This is a genomic window from Burkholderia sp. Bp9099 (assembly GCF_003857805.1).
In the GTDB taxonomy this organism is placed as follows: domain Bacteria; phylum Pseudomonadota; class Gammaproteobacteria; order Burkholderiales; family Burkholderiaceae; genus Burkholderia.
Window position 1 is genome coordinate 1 of sequence record NZ_QTPU01000008.1, and the last position, 17891, is coordinate 17891.

The following is a 17891-nucleotide window of genomic DNA, read 5'->3' on the forward strand; positions in this document are numbered from 1 at the left end:
GCGGTCGCCTGCTGCTCGCGCGACGTCGCCGCGATTTCGGCGACCGACGTCGTCACCTGCAGCGACGACTGCTGCGCGCGCGCGACCAGCTCGGTCAGCTCGTCGGCCATCCGGTTGAAGCCCGTCTCGAGCGTGCCGAATTCATCGCGGCGGCGCAGGTCGAGGCGGCGCGTCAGGTTGCCGGTACGCATCACGTCGTGCACCTCGACGAGCCGCGTCATCGGCACGGTGACGGAACGGTACAGCCCGTAGCCCAGCCCCAGCGCGGACAGCAGCACGATCGCCAGCGCGGTCGCGAGCACGACCTCGGTGTCCTGCACGGATTCGCGGATCAGCTTCGCGGACTGGTCGGCGAACTTGCGGTTCTCCTGCACCAGGATATTCGCGTTGCGCACGACCTCGGCCCATGAAGGCTGCACCTTCGCATAGGCGGCGACGGCCTCTTCGCGCGACACGCGGCTCTTCTGCACCGCGTCGTTCAGCAGCGGCAGGTAGCGGTCGAAGGCGCCTCGAAACGTCGCGAAGCGCTGGCGGTCGTCATCGCGAAACGTCGTGTTCTGGTAGTCGACCGACAACGACTCGACCTCCTTGAGCGCCTCGCCGATCTTCGCGAAATCGCGCTGCACGAGTTCGGGATCGGTGTCGACGAACGTCGCCTGCTGCAGCGCCGTGAACGATTCGTTGACCGCGCCGCGCAGCGACGCCGCGAGATAGACGCCGGGCAGCGAATCGCGTTCGATGCTGACGGCTTCGCTGTTGATCGCGCGCAGGCGCTCGTAGGACACGCCGGCCATCACCAGCATCAGCACGAACAGCACGCCGAAGCTGATCAGGATACGGTTGCCGAGCGTCAGCCGGGCGGCGCCGCTCGTCGTGTGCAGGCTTTCATTGGTCGCGCGGGGCGTCACGGTGGCCATGTTCGTTATGGGCTTTCTAAAATCAGCGTTGAAAAAATCCGCGCCCGCCTGCGCGCCGGACGGCGCGCCACGAGCGCATCGGGGTCTGCGGGCAACGCGGCACCGGCGGGCCGCGCCGCGAAATCATCGCTCCGCTTGTGCCGGCAGCCGAAGCGCGACCATGAAGCCGCGCGCCGTATTGCGCATCAGGATCTGGCCGCGATGCCGCGCGGCCGTCGCGCGGACGAACGCAAGCCCGAGGCCGAAGCCGCCGCGCGCCGCGCCATGCGCGGATTCGAGCCGCACGAACGACTCGGTCGCGGCCGTGCGCTGCTCGGGCGCGATGCCGGAGCCGGCGTCCTCGACGCCGATCAGCCAGGCACCGTCATCGTCGCTCAGCGTGCAATGCACGTCCGTACCGGCCGGGCCGTATTTCAGCGCGTTGTCGATCAGGTTCGCGACCGCGCGCGTGAGCATCATGCGGTCGCCCATCGTCACGCACTCGGTGCCGGGCACGTGGGCAACGACCCGGCTGCCGAATCCGGCCGCCTTCTCCCACAGCTGGTCGACCGCGTCGAGCACGATCTCGTTGAGGCTCAGGACCTCGTGCGCGCGGCGTTCCGACTGCGCGCGGGTCAGGTGGATGAAGCCGTCGGCGAGCGCGAGCGCGCGCCGGGCGTGGCCGGCAATGCGCTCCATGATCGCCGGCATGTCGCCGTGCTCGGTCCGGTAGACCTCGAGCAGCGCGAGAATCGAGGTCTGCGGCGAGCGCATGTCGTGCGACAGGAAATCCAGCGCTTCGTCGCGCTGCCGCGACATCAGGTACGAATTCGAGTGATAGCGGATGCGCGCGGTCAGCTCCATCGCGTCCGGGAGCTTCACGAGATAGTCGTTCGCGCCGGCGATGAATGCCTCGCGCTTGACGATCGGCTCTTCCTTCGCCGACAGCACGATGATCGGCACGCGTGCGGTGTCGGCGTTCGCGCGCCACGCGCGAACGAGGTCGAGGCCGTCGATGTCCGGCATCACGAGATCCTGCAGGATGACCGTCGGCTTCACGTCGCGCGCGACCGCCATCGCCCGGTGTGCGTCGGTGCACACATGCAGGTCGATATCGTGCTCGCTGCGCAGCGCGCGACGGATCACCTCGCCGACGAACGGCTGATCGTCGACGAGCAGAACCGATAGCCCCGATTCGAGACAATCCGGCGCATTTTCACCGCTGGATTCTTTCATAAATACCGTTTCAAACGCCAAATCTCCAATTGATTCTTTCATAGGAGTTGTTTATCCGACTTGGACGCCATCTTAAAACATGGCGGCAGAGAAATCCGCCTGTGTTGCCGAACTGGCCTGTCGGCATTGCCTCGCGGGGATCCGAACGCCGAATTCACCCCGACGACGGTCGCATTACCTCCGCGCGCTTTCTCTCAATAAAGATAACCGGCTGATTCTAAATGAAATTAGAACACAGCATCTATCTCCTTCCGGTTTAGTTTTGCCAAATATGGTGAGAGAGCGGAATTCAGATAAATCAGATCATTTCCTGGCGCGAAAGACGACAACGTTTGCGAAGCCGCCGCCATGAGGTTTGCATGCGCTGCAAGGCCGCCCGTCGAACGTATCGGGACCGGATTTCGATGCGACGGAATGGGGAAGGTAGAGAGGAGAAAAGCGCGCGCCGCCACCGGATCGGCCGCGACGCGGCACGCATCGAACGCCGCCGGCCGGCGCCGGTGGCGCAGCAAGGCGGCCGTGCGCTCACGCCCGGCCGCGCGGCCGATTACCCGCGCGCGTGCTGCGCGGACACTTCCTGCAGGTCGAGATCGCGCTCGACCATGTGCAGCATCTCGTCGTGAATGCGGCCCGTACGATGCAGGCGCAGCAGCTCCGCGCGCCCGGCCTTGATCGCGGCCAGCACGACGTCGTAGTGCGCGACGCGGACCTCCGCCGGATATTCGGGCTCGTTCTTCGCCCGCTCGGTCAGCTCCGCACGATACGTGTATTGCTCCAGCAGGCGCGGATGAATCACGTTGCCGCTGTCGTCGCGCACCAGCGGCTGGATCGCCGCGAGCTGCGCTGCCTCGATATGCGCCCACGTCTGCGGCTCGGTCAGGTGATGCGCGGCGCGCTCTTCGCGTTGCGGCAGGCGCAGCAGCCGGATCAGCGGGCCGATGGTCGTGCCCTGCAGCAGCACGGTGACGAGGATCACCGCGAACGACGCGACCAGGATCACGTCGCGGCCCGGCAGCGCCTCCGGCAACGACAGCGCGATCGCCAGCGTCACGACCCCGCGCATGCCGGCCCAGCTCATGACCGTCGCGGCCTTCCAGTCGGGCGCGCCGCCGCGCCGCACGATCCCGCGCACCGGCCACTTCAGCACCTCGACGGCATAGATCCACACGAAGCGCGATACGATCACGGCCGCCAGCACCGCGAGCACGGCCGGCATCATCGTGGCGAGCACCTGCTCGAAGCCGCCGAGCCGGTGGATCGCGCCGCGCAGCGACAGCCCGATCAGCACGAACACCAGTGCTTCGAGCAGGAACACGATGACCTGCCAGAACGCGGTGCCGCGCGTGCGCACGGCCGCCGAGAACACCTCGTGCTGATGCCAGCCGACGATCATGCCGGTCGTGACCGTCGCGATCACGCCCGACACCTCGGCCATCTCGCCCGCGATGTATGCGATCCAGCCGGCGATCACCGCGACGGTGACTACCAGGTAGTCGTCGTCGAGCAGCTTCAGGAACCACACGACGAGCTTGCCGACCAGGAAGCCGACCACGACGCCGCCGAGCCCGAGTTCCGCGAAACGCACGACCGCGTGCTCGAGGCTGAACGCGCCCGTCAGCGCGGCGGCGACCGCGAAGCGGAACAGCACCAGGCCCGCCGCGTCGTTCAGCAGGCTCTCCCCTTCGAGCAGCACCATCAGACGGCGCGGCAGCGCGACGCGTTCGAGCACCGCCTTCGCGGCCACCGCATCGGGCGGCGACACGATCGCGCCGAGCGCAAAGCACGCGGCCCACGGCAGCGACGGCACGACCCAGTGCACGGCGAAGCCGACCGCAAACGTCGTGAACACCACCGCGCCGATCGCGAGCAGCAGGATGCCGCCCACATTGCGCTTGAACTCTTCCCACACGGTGAAATATGCGCCGTCCATCAGCAGCGGCGGCAGGAACACGAGCAGCACGAGCTCCGGATCGAGGTTGATCGGCGGCAGGCCGGGAATGAACGCGATGCCGATGCCGCCGATCAGCAGCGCGGCCGCCGGCGGCAACCGCAACCGCTTGGCGATGTATTCGAGCGCAACGATCGCGAGGAATGACAACAGAACCAGCTTGAATGCCGAGACGGGGGACATGAATCGACCTCGTGAGGAATGAATGCGCACGCCAGCCGGTGTCGTACCCCGGTTGGCCATTTCGCGCGATTACATCACGATGCGATGCGTGCAGTCGAGCGCGTTCGGCCGGCGCGGCCCGCATTGCCACGACGATGGCGCACGGCGGACATCGCCGCGATCCGTCGGTGTGCGCCGAAACGAAAACGGCACGCGGGCCGGCGCGATGCGCCCCCCCGCGTGCCGTCATGCGGCGCCTCTCGCGCTAGCGGCGGCGCACGACCATCAGGCGCGGCTCGGTCATGTCCTCGATCGCGTAGCGGATCCCTTCGCGGCCGAGCCCCGAATCCTTCACGCCGCCATACGGCATGTTGTCGACGCGGAACGACGGCACGTCGTTGATCACGACGCCGCCCACCTCCAGCTCGTCCCATGCGCGCTGCGCATGTGCGAGCGAATCGGTAAACACGCCCGCCTGCAGGCCGAAGTCGCTGTCGTTGACGCGCGCGAGCGCATCGTCGAAGCGCTCGAACTTCTCGAGGATCGCGACCGGACCGAATGCCTCCTTGCGGTAGAGGTCCTGTTCGCGGCCGACGTTTTCCAGCAGCGTCGCCTCGAACATCGCGCCGTCGACCTTGCCGCCCGCGACGATCTTCGCGCCCGCCGCGACGGCCGCATCCATCCAGCCCGACAGGCGGCGCGATTCGGATTCCGAGATCATCGGGCCGACGAACGTCGACGGATCCTTCGGATCGCCCATCTTCAGCGAACGCGTCTTCGCGACCAGCTTGTCGCGCAGCGCGTCGTACAAGTCCGCATGCACGAGGATCCGCTGCACGCCGATACAGCTCTGGCCAGACTGGTAATACGCGCCGAACGCGAGACGCTCGACCACGTAGTCGAGCTGGTCGAGCTGGTCCGCGTCGACGATCGCCGCCGCGTTGCCGCCGAGCTCCAGCACGACTTTCTTCTTGCCGGCCTTCTCCTTCAGCGCCCAGCCCACGGCGGGCGAGCCCGTAAACGACAGCAGCCTGAAGCGCTCGTCGGTCGTGAACAGGTCCGCGCCGTCGCGATGCGCGGGCAACACCGAGAATGCGCCCTTCGGCAGGTCGGTTTCGGCGAGCACCTCGCCGATGATCAGCGCGCCGATCGGCGTGCGGCTCGCGGGTTTCAGCACGAACGGACAGCCAGCGGCCAGCGCCGGTGCGACCTTGTGCGCGGCGAGGTTCAACGGGAAGTTGAACGGCGAGATGAACGAGCACGGGCCGATCGGCACACGCCGCGTATAGCCGGTGTAGCCTTGCGCGCGGGCCGAGATCTCGAGGTTGATCACTTCGCCGTCGATGCGCACCGACTCCTCGGACGCGACGCGGAACGTATCGATCAGCCGCGTCACTTCGCCCTTCGAATCGTTGATCGGCTTGCCGGCCTCGATGCACAGCGCCTCGGCCAGCTCGTCGAAGCGCTCGCGAAAGCGCGCGACACAGTGGTCGAGCACCGCCTGCCGCCTGTAGGCCGGCAACTCGCGCATCGGCTTCGCGGCGTCGACCGCCGCGCCGATGGCCGCATCGATCGCCTTCGCGTCGGCCAGCGCGACGCGTGTCGCGACCTTGCCGCTGAACTTGTCGGTGACTGCGAGATCGGTGTTCGCGTAGACGGCCTCGTTGGCCAGATAGTACGGATAGGTATCCTTCAGCATGGAACGCTCCTTCCGGTGAACGGCGGATTCAGAGTTGCGCCGACAGGCGCTTGATTTCGCGGTTGAGCACGCGCTCGTTGTCCGAATAGTCGATCGGCACGTCGATCACGTGCACGCCCGGCGTCGCGAAGCAGTCGCGCAGCAGCGGCCCGAGATCGTCGGCCGCTTCGACGCGATGCCCGTGCGCGCCGTAGCTCTGCGCATACGACACGAAATCGGGGTTCTTCAGCGTCATCGCGAAATCGGGGAAGTTCATGTTTTCCTGCTTCCAGCGGATCATCCCGAACGCATCGTCGCGCAGGATCATCACGACGATGTCGAGCTTCAGCCGCACGGCCGTTTCGAGTTCCTGCGAATTCATCATGAAGCCGCCGTCGCCGCAGACGGCGATCACCTTGCGCTGCGGATGCACGATCTTCGTCGCGATCGCCGACGGCAGGCCGGCGCCCATCGACGCGAGCGCGTTGTCGAGCAGCAGCGAGTTCGGTTCGTGCGCGCGCCAGTAGCGCGCGAACCAGATCTTGTACATCCCGTTGTCGAGACAGACGATCCCGTCGACCGGCAGCGCGTTGTACAGGTCGTTCACGATCCGCACCGGGTACATCGGGAAGCGCGGATCGTGCTGGCCCTTCTCGAGGTGCGCGTCGAAATGCGCCTTGATCATCTTGAAGCGCTCGAAATCCCAGTGCGATTGCGGCGTCACCGCTTCCTTCATCTGCCACACCGCGTTCGCGATGTCGCCGACCACTTCGATCTGCGGGAAGTAGACGGGATCGACCTGCGCGCCGAGGAAGTTCACGTGGATCACGGTCTTGTCGTCCGTGCGCATGAAGAACGGCGGTTTCTCGATCACGTCGTGGCCGACGTTGATGATGCAGTCCGCGTGCTCGATCGCGCGGTGCACGAAGTCGCCGTCGGACAGCGTCGCGTTGCCGAGCCACAGCGGATGCGTTTCGTCGATCACGCCCTTGCCCATCTGCGTCGTGAAGAACGGGATGCCCGTCCTGTCGACGAATTCGAGCAGCATCTTGCAGGTCGTCTTGCGGTTGCCGCCCGCGCCGATCATCAGCAGCGGGTGATGCGCGGCCTGAATCGCGTCGACCGCATGCGCGACCGCCTTCTCCTCCGCCACCGGCCGCCGGCTGTAGCTGCGCGGAATCGGCTTGCCGTCGCCCTCCTCGTGCGCGATGTCTTCCGGCAGTTCGAGGTGCGCGGCGCCCGGGCGCTCCTCCTCCGCGCGGCGGAACGCCTCGCGCACCGCCGACGGAATGTTGCCGATCGACACGATCTGCCGCGTGAACTTCGTGAGCGGCTGCATCATGTCGACGACGTCGACGATCTGGAAGTGGCCCTGCTTGCTGGACTTGATCGGCTTCTGCCCGGTGATCATCAGCATCGGCATGCCGCCGAGCTGCGCATACGCGGCGGCCGTCACGAAGTTGGTCGCGCCCGGCCCGAGCGTCGCGAGACACACGCCGGTGCGGCCCGTCAGGCGGCCGTAGGTGGCGGCCATGAACCCGGCCGCCTGCTCGTGCCGGGTCAGCACGAGCTTGATCTTCGAGCGCCGCAGCGATTCGAGCAGATCGAGGTTTTCCTCGCCGGGAATGCCGAACACGTACTCGACGCCTTCGGCTTCCAGCGCCTTCACGAACAGATCCGATGCTTTCATGGGGGACTCTCGGTTGATGCCGCCTGCCCGGCTTACGGGCGCGCGACGTTCAGAACGCGCGCCGGCCTACGGCACGCGGACGCTTTACCTACTGGACACTGACCACGGCACTGCCCGCCGTGCAACGCACGGCGGCGCCTCCCTGTGCAGGAGGACAAACGGATTCACCCGCGCGCGGCAAGCACGCGCGGGCGGCAAGGACGTTTTTGATTGTAGACGGATTCGCGGAATTCCGACTTCGGCCGAATGGCCGGGTCCGGCCGCGCGAAAGGGTCGGCCTGACGGCCAATTCGACCTCAAGCGGCGCGCGCGGCCCTATCGTCGGGGGCAAGCCGATTTCATTCATCGAACCTGTGAACCATGGTTTACATACCGAGATCCATGCCCTACAGTGCCCCTACGTTCAGTATCCGGACCACCGATGTCTTCGACGCGTGGTTTGCCGGCCTGCAGGATCGCGTCGCCAGGCGGCGCATCCAGGCCCGCATCGACCGCCTGTCGATGGGCACTCCGGGCGACTGGAAATCCGCCGGCTCGCCCGTCGTCGAAATGCGTATCGACCACGGCCCCGGTTATCGCGTCTACTACGTCAGGCGCGAAACGATATGGGTGATCCTGCTCTGCGGCGGCGACAAGTCGACGCAACAGGCGGACATCCGCGCCGCCCACGCGATGCTCGAGCGGCTCGATCTGGAGTAACCGATGGACAAGATCAAGACCCGGCCGTGGGATTCGGCCGAACACCTGAAGACCGACGACGACATGGCCGACTACTTCGAGGCCTGTCTGCAGGAAGCCGGCGACGACCCGGCCTTCATCGCGCATGCGCTCGGCGTGATCGCCCGCGCGCGCGGCATGTCGCAGGTCGCGCGCGACGCGGGCCTGTCGCGCGAAGGGCTGTACAAGGCGCTGTCGCACGACGGCAATCCGAGCTTCGGCACGATCCTGAAGGTGATCAAGGCGCTCGGCCTGCAACTGCACGGCGCGAAAGCGCACGCGTGATGCGGCGGCACACGATGCCGCGCCACATGCTCGACGCTCGGGGCCGCATCAATGCAGCCACTCCGCGGCCCAGCGCGGCACCAGCGACACCAGATACAGCCCGAGCCCGATCAGCCCGCCGACCAGCGTGCCGTTGATGCGGATGTACTGCAGGTCCTTGCCGATGTTCAGCTCGATCTGCCGCGACATCTCGCGCGCATCCCAGTTGCGCACCGTGTCGCGGATATGACGCATCAGGAAATCCGCGAAATCCGGCGCCATCTCGTGCACGGCCTTCTCGATGTGCTCGTTCAGCGACGCGCGCAGCGCCGGGCTCTCCGCGAGCCGCGCGCCGAGCCAGCCGCCGAGCGTCGCGGCCTGCCGGTGCAGCGTCGAATCGGGCCGTGCGAGATCGGCCTTCAGCCATGCGCGCAACTGGTTCCACAGATCGCGCACGTAGTCGTTGAACGCGTCACCATCGCGGATGTAGCGCTTGATCTCGTCGCCCTTCGCGATGAACGCCGGGTCGTGCTTCAGCCGCTCGGTCAGCCGCACGACCGTGCGGTCGAAGCGCTGCCGCAGCTCGTGTTCGGGATCGGCCGCCACGCCCTCGAGCACGCGGCTCACCGCGCTCGCCAGCATGCGCGCGCCGTTCTCGCCGAACCACTGCGTCGGCATGATCTTCTCGATCTTCGGGTATTGCGTCTTCAGCCATTCGACGATGAAGCCCGCGATCACCTCGCGGTTCTCCTCCTGGTCGAGCACGTCGACCACCTGTTCGATCGCATCGTCGAGCAGCGCCTGGTGGCGGCCGTCCTTCGTCAGCGTGTCGAGGATCGCGCCGGCCGATTGCGACAGGTCGATCCGGTCGATCACCGCGCGGAACGCGTCGTGGACGAACGACTGGATCCGCGCGTCGTCGGTCATGTCGAGCGCGAAGCTCATCAGCTTCGTCACGTAGCCGCCGAGCGCGTCGGTGTTCGCGGGCTCGCCGAGCCATGCGCCGAGCTTCTGCGCGGGATCGTGCTGGCGGATCTGCGCGGCGAGCGCGTCGGGGCCGAGGAATTTCTCGCGCACGAACACCGCGAGGTTGTCGGCGATCTTGTCCTTGTTCTTCGGGATGATTTCGGTGTGGCGCGACACGAACGGAATCGGCACGCGGCGGAACAGCGCGACGACCGCGAACCAGTCGGCGAGCGCGCCGACCATCGCAGCCTCGGCCACCGCCTTGAAGCCGTCGACCCACGGGCCGCGCGGCAGCAGGATCGTCGTGACGAATACCGCGACGGCGGCCAGCAGCAGCCATAGCGCGCGGCGCTTGCTGCGTTTCAGTTCGAGGGCTTTGTCTGTCGTCATGGGCGACCGGTGAAACGGCAATGCCGCTAATATGCACCGATCGCCGGCCCGCGACAAACCCGAGCGCATTGCGCGCGCCGGGAATGTTGTCCCGAACGGGTTTCCTCCTGCGTTTGAGCGATCCGACGCGAACACGGCCGCCCCGGCCGCATTCGCGCGTTGCCTCAGAGAAACGTCTTCAGGTTCACCGCCGGATCGGCAAGCTTCGCCGGATCGGGCACGGCCCCCGCCGCAATCAACCGCCGCGACGCGCCGATGTCGCGCCCCAGGTTCGCCGCGGCCACCGCGACGATCTTCCCGTCGTCGCCCAGCCCGAACACCGTGAACGGCCCGCTCGCGGGATCGCCGCGCACGACGGTCGTCCGTTCGCTGCCGAACAGCCCGAGCATCTGCAGGTTGCAGTCGTACTGATCGGACCACAGCCACGGCAGCTCGGCATAGGTTTCGTCCGCGCCGAGCAGGTTCGCGGCCGCGACGGCCGGCTGGTTTTCCGCGACCTGCCACGACTCGATCCGTACGTGACGCCCGAGCAGCGGATTGAAGTGCATCGTCACCTCGCCGGCGGCGAAGATCGCGCGATCGGCCGTCCGGCATCCCGCATCGACACGGATCCCGTTGTCGACCTCGAGGCCGGCCGCCTGCGCGAGCTCGACATTGGGCACGACGCCGATCCCGACTACCACGATATCGGCCGGCACGTCGCCGCGATCGGTCTCGACGATCGCGCCGCCGCCCGGTGCGCGGCGAATCGCGCGCGGCAGCGTCGCCATCTGGAAGAGCACGCCGCGCGCGTCATGCAGTTGCCGCGCATACGCGCCGACGACTTCCGGCAACGCACGCTGCAGCAGGCGCGCAGCCGGGTCGATCACCGTCACGTCGCAACCGAGCTGGCGCGCCGCGGCCGCCACTTCGAGGCCGATGAAGCCGCCGCCGAGCACCGCCACGCGACGCCCCGGCGCGAGCTGCGCGCGCAACGCACGCGCGTCGGCCACGGTGCGCACGTAATGCGGGACGACGCCTTCGTCGACCGGCCCGCCGAACGCACGCACGCGCGAACCGGTCGCGAGCACGAGCCGCGTGTACGGCACCGTCGCATCGTTATCGAGCCGCACACGCTGCGCGGCGCGGTCGATCGCGTCGACGCGCGAGCCGAGCCGCAACTCGATGCGCTGCGCGTCGTACCACGCGGCGTCGCGGATGAACGCGCGCTGCTCGCCGCCGTCCGACAGCAGCGCGTCCTTCGACAGCGCGGGCCGGTCGTACGGCAGCTCGCGCTCCGCGCCGATCATCACGATGCGTGCGTCGGCGTCGCGCGCGCGCAGCGCCTCGGCCGTGCGCCGCGCCGCGTGGCCGGCGCCGACGATCACGAACGGGTCAGCCGACATTGACTTCCACCTGCCCGTCGACGATCCGGATCGGATAGGTCCGCACCGGCTCGGTGATCGGCGCGCATTTCGGCGCACCCGTGCGAATGTCGATCAGCCCCTGGTGCAGCGGGCATTCGACGCAGCCGTCTTCCACATAGCCTTCGGACAAGCGCGCGTGACCATGCGAACAGAGGTCATGCATCGCGAACAGTTCGTCGCCGATCCGGAACACCGCGATCGGCTTCTGGCCGGCGACGCGTGCCGCCGGTTCGTCTTCGGAGAATTCGTCGAATGTGCCCAGCGGGTGCCATTCGGCGAGGGTTGCTTCGGTCATGTCGTTTCCTTGGCTGTCGGATCGGTCAGATCGGGGTGGCGAGCAGCGTCTGCACGCGCGACGTGTCGTAGATCACGCGCTTGGTCTTGTAGCGCAGCCCGTCGGGCGTGCGCACGACCGTGTCGTAATACTTGCCGGCCTGGTACACGTTCGATTCGCCGTTGCTGCGCGTCTGAACGACCACGTAGTTGCTCTCGGTGTCGATCTCGCCGTCGCGTTCGGCGACGATCGTGAGGCCCGACGTCATGTGCCGGTACGTGTGCTCTTCGAAGATGTTCGCGTGCCGCAGCGACACCACGCGGTCGCGCAGCATCCGTTGGTTCGTGCAGTGGACGATCCCGACCGGCAGCCCGAGATCGGCGTTCTCCTTCGGCACGATCTCGTACGTGCAGTCCTCGGTGAACATCTCCGGCCAGCGTTCGAGCCGGTCGTTGTCGAGGTGGCCGATGTAGCGGTTCTGGAGCATGTAAATCTCGAACCACGTCTTCATGTCTTCCGTCAGGTTTTCCATCGTTCCGCGCTCCCGCTTCAATAGCCCATCAGCTTCTGATAACCGACCCAGAACTTGCGGATCAGGCTTTCGGTGATCACCGTGTCCTGCTGGTCAGGGTTGCCGCGCGACATCTCGATCACCGACGTCGCATCGGCGTCGCGCACCGTGCCACGCTGCACGAGTTCGGTCGCCTCCGTGTCCTCCATCGAGATGTAGCCGGCCGGCCCGACGAGGTTCGCCTGCTTGATGCGCAGCGCGCGCAGCTCGGGCGTGTCGTCCGCATAGCCGAAGAAGTGGAAGATCAGCTCGAAGTTGTCCGGCCCCTTCGGCAGGATCTGGCGCGCGACCAGCGTGTTGTGGATCTGCTGGATCACGAGCTGCGGGAAGATCGGCTGGATGTGGTTCGTGCAGTCCTCGTCGTATTCCGACACGAGATCGAGAATCGACTCGTCTTCGAGATGGAAACCCTCGTCGAACGAGCGGATGTTCTGCTGCTTGTATGCTGCCGACGTGTCGTCGCCCGTCTTCGTCACCGTGATGATGCTGTGCAGCCCGTGGTTCGCATCGGGAATCGAGCGCGCCTTCATCCCGACGCGGAAGATGTTGAAGGTCGTATGGAACAGGTGCAGCATGCTCGCGTGATACGGATCCTTCACGTTCTCCATGTACAGCTTCCAGTTCGACTTCGAATACTGGCGCGTGCAGCCGAGATACTCGATCGGCTTGTGGAAGATCCGGTCGATCCACGGACGCATCTGCTCGCCCAGGTATTCGGGCAGCGGCGCCACGTCATCGCTGAAGGTCGCGAACACGAGCCCGCGATAGCTGTCGACGCGCAGCTTGCGCAGCCCGTGCTGCTTCGGGTCGAAGTCGGCCGGCATCCCGGTCATCCCCTTCTGGCCGCGCCGGAACGGCACGCCGAGCAGGTTGCCCTGGTTGTCGAAGCTCCACTGGTGATACACGCACGTGTGCGAGCTCGCGTTGCCGCGCGACTTGCGGCAGACCTGCGCGCCGCGGTGCGCGCAGCGGTTCACCCACGCGGACAGCGTGCCGTCCTCGGTGCGCGTGACGACGACCGGCGTGTCGCCGACGAACGTGCTCTTGAAGTCGCCGGCGTTCGGGATTTCCGCTTCCAGCGCGACGAAATTCCAGGTCGGCCCGCGGAAGATGCGTTCCTGCTCGCGATCGTAGACCGCGCGCGAGCTGAACACCTTGTACGGCACGCGCGAACCGTCTTCGTGCGGAAAGCGCACATCGGACGCGTCGTCACGCGTGGCGAATACGACGGGCGATTCTGTCTGCTCCATGTCGGACTCCTTGTGGTTCCGTTTCGTTGATTCCATGGAGCCGATTTTTGAAAAGCTAATATTCGGCGTCTATCCGGAAAGTGTGATTGCGGCGGCGCAATATCCACTTTCGGCGGATTTCTGCGCTAGCATGGCGACACACGCGACCCGGCGCACGATCGCGACCCATTCGTCGGATCGAAGCGCGCGTCCACACCAAGGCCGATGCCCATGTCCCCAACGTCGTTCGAGCCGCTTGCGCTGCGCGCGCACCGGCTGTTCGAATCCCGCGATCTCGACGAGACGCGCGAGCGGATCTCGCGCGTGATGCAGCCGCACGCGCTGCTGCCGAGCGGGCGCGTGCAAGGCGCATCGCATATGGATTTCGTCCGGCTCGGCGGCCTCGGGATCGGCACCATCGCGTTCGGCGACGCGATGCGCGTGCAGGTCGACGCCGTCGACGGCTATTACCTGCTGATGTTCTGCCTGTCCGGGCAGGCGGAAGTCCACGCGATGGGGCGCCGGCTCGGCGTCGACGGGCAGACGGGCGTGCTGTGCGCGCCCGGCGAGCGCTTCGACGCGGTGCTCTCCGCCGACTGCGAGCAGTTCGTGCTGCGCATCGATGCCGCGACCGTCGGCTCGCTGACCGGCGATCCGCGCGCGATGCTCGACCCCGTGCTGCACATCAGCGATGCCGCGCTCGCCGCGTGGCGCCAGCAGCTGATGCTCGTCGCCCGCTCGCCCGAGCTGCTCGAACGTGCGAATGCCAACCCGCGCGTCGCGTCGCAGCTCGAGCACCTGCTGATCGATCTGCTGATCGAAGGCCACCCGCCGTCGGTACCGAGCGCGCGCCTCGATCCCGCGCCGGGGTTCGTGCGGCGCGCGCAGGAGTTCGTGAACGCGCACTACGCGCAACCGCTGCAGCTCGCCGATATCGTCCAGGCCGCCAACGTGCCGGAGCGGACGCTGCGCGACGCCTTCCTGCAGTTCCGCGGGATGAGCCCGATGCAATACCTGCGCGCGACGCGGCTCGAGCATGCGCGGGAGTTGCTGCGCGGGTCGGCGTCCAAGCGACGGATCGCCGATATCGCGCTCGATTGCGGGTTCACGCACCTCGGGCGGTTCGCGATCGCGTACCGGGAGAAATTCGGCGAATCGCCGTCGGAGACGCTCGACGGGATGCGGTAGGCGGGTGCCGGGCTTGTCGGGCTCGGCTGCCTTGCTGCCTTGCTGCCTTGCTGCCTTAGCGCCTTACCGGCCTGATCGGCTCGCTGCGCGCCTGCATCTACGGCAAATGACATCGCATCGCGATGCCCTCTCCGCATTTGGCGTAGCGTGGTGAAATTGACCGTTAGTTGCAATTGATACGGAAACGGCCGGCCCTACGCCGCCGGCGCGATCATCGCCCGCGCGATCGCGCAGAACGCGGTCGTCGCGGCGCTTTCGCCGTGCAGCCGGCGGCTCATGATGATCGGCGACGTCGCCGTGGGTTCCGGCAGCCGCCGGTAGACGACGCCCTTCACGCGCACGCCTTCCACGCTTTCCGGCACCAGCGACACGCCCACCTGCGCGGCGACGAGCCCAAGCGCCGTCTGCAGTTCGCGCACCTCGTGCACGGCCGCGGGCACGAGCGCGCCGTCGCGCAGCGCGGACAACTGCTGGTCCGCGAAGCTCGGCCCCGGCGTGCTCGGATAGACGATCAGCGTCTCGTTCGCGATGTCCGCGAGCGTCAGCGGCCGGTCCGGATCGGCGAGCGGATGGCCGACCGGCAGCGCCGCGATCAGCTTTTCCTCGATCAGCGCCTCGCGCACGAGCTGGTCGTCGTCGAAGCGCAGGCGGCCGAACCCGACGTCGATCCGCCCGCCCTTCAGCGCGCCGAGTTGCTCGAGCGTGAACATTTCGATCAACGACAGCTCGACGTCCGGCTGCGCCTCGCGAAACGCGCGGATCACGTCCGGCAGCGCGCCATAGAGCGTCGACGGCACGAAGCCGATCACGATCCGCTCCGACAACTGCGCGAGCCGCCGCGTCAGCGGGCCGAGCTCGTCGGCCTGTTCGACGACCCGCGTCGCCTGCGCATAGAACACGCGGCCCGCGTCGGTCAGTTTCAGCGGCCGCGCGCCGCGCTCGAACAGCGGCAGCCCGACCTCGTCCTCGATCGCCTGGAGCTGGCGGCTCAGCGGCGGCTGCGTCATGTGCAGCCGCTCCGCGGCCCGCGTGATGTTCATCTCCTCCGCGACGGCGATGAAGTACCGGAGCTGGCGCAATTCCATTTCATGCCTCAAAGGTATGGAAGTAGTCGGAAAGAGTGTTGGACGACGCCGGGCGGGAATTCCTACCATGTGCACCAACAGGAGGAATCGCATGATAGCAACTGCCGCCACCATCGAACGCATCGAGACGCTGCTCGTCGACGTGCCGACGATTCGGCCCCACAAACTGTCGGTCGCCACGATGAATTGCCAGACCCTCGTACTGGTCCGCGTTCGATGCACGGACGGTATCGAAGGCGTCGGCGAGGCGACCACGATCGGCGGGCTCGCGTATGGCGAGGAGAGCCCCGAGAGCATCAAGGTCAACATCGACACCTACTTCGCGCCGCTGCTGCAAGGCATGGACGCGACATGTCCGGGCGCTGCGATGGCGCGTGCGCGCAAGCTGTTCCAGGGCAACCGGTTCGCGAAGTGCGCGCTCGAAACCGCGCTGTTCGATGCGCAGGCGCGCCGCCTCGGCGTGCCGCTGTCCGAGTTGTTCGGCGGCCGCACGACCGACGCGGTCGACGTCGCGTGGACGCTCGCGAGCGGCGACACGCAGCGCGACATCGCGGAAGCCGAGGCGATGCTCGACGCACGCCGCCATCGCGCATTCAAGCTGAAGATCGGCTCGAACGCGGTCGACGACGACGTCGCGCACGTGATCGCGATCAAGCGCGCGCTCGGCGAGCGCGGCGACGTGCGTGTCGACGTGAACCAGGCCTGGACCGAAACCGACGCGATCCGCGCCGGCGCACGACTCGCGGACGCCGGCGTGAGCCTCGTCGAGCAGCCGATCGCCGCAACCAATCGCGCGGGGCTGAAACGCCTCACGCAGCTCGCGCACATTCCGATCATGGCCGACGAGGCGCTGCACGGCCCCGTCGATGCGTTCGCGCTCGCACAGGACCGCGCGGCCGACGTGTTCGCGGTGAAGATCGCGCAGTCGGGCGGCCTGCTCGGCGCGGCGAGCGTCGCATCGATCGCGTCGGCGGCCGGCATCGACCTGTACGGCGGCACGATGCTCGAAGGCGCGGCCGGCACGATGGCGTCCGCGCAACTGTTCAGCACGTTCGGCTCGCTGAAATGGGGCACCGAGCTGTTCGGCCCGCTGCTGCTCACCGAGGAAATCCTCGTCGAGCCGCTGCGCTACCAGGATTTCAAGCTGCACCTGCCGGCGACACCCGGCCTCGGCATCACCTTCGACTGGGCCCGCATCGAACGGATGCGACGCGACGCCCGCTGATCCCGCACGACACGACAACCGAAACCGGAGACACAGATGAACAAGCAAGCCATCGACGCCCTGCTGAAAACCTTCGACGACGCCGCGGAAAAGCCCGGCAATCCGCGCGTGCGCGCGATCGTCAACCGGATCGTGAAGGACCTCTGCTACACGATCGAGGATTTCGACGTGCAGCCGAGCGAGTTCTGGACCGCGCTCAACTACCTGAACGAAGCCGGCCGTGAATTCGGGCTGATCGCCGCGGGCCTCGGCCTCGAGCGCTTCCTCGACGTGCGGATGGACGAGGCCGAGGAGAAGGCCGGCTTCCACGGCGGCACGCCGCGTACGATCGAAGGGCCGCTGTATGTCGCGGGCGCACCGGAATCGGTCGGCCATGCGCGTCTCGACGACGGCACCGATCCGGGCCAGACGCTGATCATGCGCGGCCAGGTGCTCGGCCAGGACGGCACGCCGCTCGCGAATGCGCTCGTCGAGGTATGGCACGCGAACCATCTGGGCAACTACTCGTACTTCGATCAGTCGCAGCCGGCGTTCAACCTGCGCCGCTCGATCCGCACCGACGCCGAGGGCCGCTACAGCTTCCGCAGCGTGCTGCCGGTCGGCTACAGCGTGCCGCCGGGCAGCAAGACCGAGCAACTGCTCGACCAGCTCGGCCGCCACGGCCATCGTCCGGCGCACATCCACTTCTTCGTTTCCGCGGACGGATATCGTAAGCTGACGACGCAGATCAACATCGAAGGCGATCCGCATATCTGGGACGACTTCGCATTCGCGACCCGCGAAGGGCTGATCCCGAAGATCAGGCAGGCCGAGGGTGCGGAAGGCAAACCGTATGGCGTCGACGGGCAGTTCGCGCTGATTGACTTCGATTTCTCGCTGCTCAAGGACAAGCAGGACGTGCCGGCGAGCGAAGTCGAACGGGTGCGGGCGCAGGCCTGAGCGGCCGTCCCGTTCGCCGAATCGACA

At 67.0% G+C, this 17891-nt stretch carries 16 protein-coding genes; 5 read left to right on the top strand and 11 right to left on the bottom strand.

Features of this window, described 5'->3' with window-relative positions; genetic code table 11:
- From DIE17_RS10475 to DIE17_RS10500, 5 genes are all read right to left on the bottom strand, one after another.
- On the bottom strand, positions 1-917 hold a 917-nt coding region (locus tag DIE17_RS10475), incomplete at its 3' end, for a methyl-accepting chemotaxis protein (RefSeq protein ID WP_148091649.1).
- A 123-nt stretch (positions 918-1040) separates the two neighbouring features.
- A complete protein-coding gene (locus DIE17_RS10485; protein WP_044847544.1) occupies positions 1041-2174 on the bottom strand; it encodes a hybrid sensor histidine kinase/response regulator in 1134 nt (377 codons plus the stop codon).
- Between the two features lie 505 nt (positions 2175-2679).
- Entirely contained in the window at positions 2680-4263 is a 1584-nt protein-coding gene (locus DIE17_RS10490) for a Na+/H+ antiporter (protein ID WP_044847545.1), read from the bottom strand.
- 244 nt (positions 4264-4507) lie between these two features.
- Complete coding sequence (locus tag DIE17_RS10495) at positions 4508-5941, bottom strand: aldehyde dehydrogenase family protein (protein WP_124667640.1); 1434 nt, start codon at positions 5939-5941, stop codon at positions 4508-4510.
- A gap of 28 nt (positions 5942-5969) precedes the next feature.
- Complete coding sequence (locus DIE17_RS10500; protein WP_124667641.1) at positions 5970-7610, bottom strand: acetolactate synthase large subunit; 1641 nt, start codon at positions 7608-7610, stop codon at positions 5970-5972.
- Positions 7611-7991: 381 nt separating this feature from the next.
- On the opposite strand from DIE17_RS10500, the gene DIE17_RS10510 reads away from it, so the two are divergent.
- Both DIE17_RS10510 and DIE17_RS10515 read left to right on the top strand, forming a co-directional pair.
- Positions 7992-8309, top strand: coding sequence for a type II toxin-antitoxin system RelE/ParE family toxin (locus tag DIE17_RS10510; protein ID WP_124667642.1), 318 nt, complete (start codon positions 7992-7994; stop codon positions 8307-8309).
- Positions 8310-8312: 3 nt separating this feature from the next.
- Positions 8313-8612, top strand: a complete 300-nt coding sequence (locus DIE17_RS10515; protein WP_006750245.1) for an addiction module antidote protein — start codon at positions 8313-8315, stop codon at positions 8610-8612.
- Positions 8613-8660: 48 nt separating this feature from the next.
- On the opposite strand, the gene DIE17_RS10520 is transcribed toward DIE17_RS10515, so the two are convergent.
- From DIE17_RS10520 to andAc, 5 genes are all read right to left on the bottom strand, one after another.
- The gene (locus DIE17_RS10520) at positions 8661-9947 is read right to left on the bottom strand and encodes a DUF445 domain-containing protein (protein WP_124920793.1); all 1287 of its coding nucleotides are present in this window, start codon (positions 9945-9947) and stop codon (positions 8661-8663) included.
- 164 nt (positions 9948-10111) lie between these two features.
- Positions 10112-11332 carry an anthranilate 1,2-dioxygenase system ferredoxin--NAD(+) reductase gene (andAa, locus tag DIE17_RS10525; RefSeq protein ID WP_124488770.1) on the bottom strand — a complete coding sequence of 407 codons (1221 nt, stop codon included), beginning with the start codon at positions 11330-11332 and terminating at the stop codon, positions 10112-10114.
- Positions 11322-11648: an anthranilate 1,2-dioxygenase ferredoxin subunit AndAb gene (gene andAb, locus DIE17_RS10530; RefSeq protein WP_044847551.1), complete on the bottom strand. Its 327-nt coding sequence runs from the start codon at positions 11646-11648 to the stop codon at positions 11322-11324. The genes andAa and andAb overlap by 11 nt, the downstream gene beginning before the upstream one ends.
- Before the next feature lie 25 nt (positions 11649-11673).
- Positions 11674-12159 carry an anthranilate 1,2-dioxygenase small subunit AndAd gene (gene andAd, locus DIE17_RS10535; RefSeq protein WP_044847552.1) on the bottom strand — a complete coding sequence of 162 codons (486 nt, stop codon included), beginning with the start codon at positions 12157-12159 and terminating at the stop codon, positions 11674-11676.
- 17 nt (positions 12160-12176) lie between these two features.
- Positions 12177-13448, bottom strand: a complete 1272-nt coding sequence (gene andAc / locus DIE17_RS10540) for an anthranilate 1,2-dioxygenase large subunit AndAc (protein WP_044847583.1) — start codon at positions 13446-13448, stop codon at positions 12177-12179.
- A 210-nt stretch (positions 13449-13658) separates the two neighbouring features.
- Between andAc and andR the strand changes: the two genes are divergently transcribed.
- A complete protein-coding gene (andR, locus tag DIE17_RS10545; protein WP_124488772.1) occupies positions 13659-14615 on the top strand; it encodes an anthranilate 1,2-dioxygenase regulatory protein AndR in 957 nt (318 codons plus the stop codon).
- Between the two features lie 194 nt (positions 14616-14809).
- Here the strand turns inward: andR and DIE17_RS10550 are convergent, their stop codons facing one another.
- A complete protein-coding gene (locus DIE17_RS10550; RefSeq protein ID WP_124920794.1) occupies positions 14810-15700 on the bottom strand; it encodes a LysR family transcriptional regulator in 891 nt (296 codons plus the stop codon).
- A gap of 91 nt (positions 15701-15791) precedes the next feature.
- Here DIE17_RS10550 and DIE17_RS10555 point away from each other — a divergent pair, with 91 nt between their 5' ends.
- Both DIE17_RS10555 and catA read left to right on the top strand, forming a co-directional pair.
- Positions 15792-16925, top strand: coding sequence for a muconate/chloromuconate family cycloisomerase (locus tag DIE17_RS10555; protein WP_124667644.1), 1134 nt, complete (start codon positions 15792-15794; stop codon positions 16923-16925).
- 36 nt (positions 16926-16961) lie between these two features.
- Complete coding sequence (gene catA / locus DIE17_RS10560; RefSeq protein WP_044847556.1) at positions 16962-17864, top strand: catechol 1,2-dioxygenase; 903 nt, start codon at positions 16962-16964, stop codon at positions 17862-17864.
- Positions 17865-17891 lie beyond the last annotated feature (27 nt).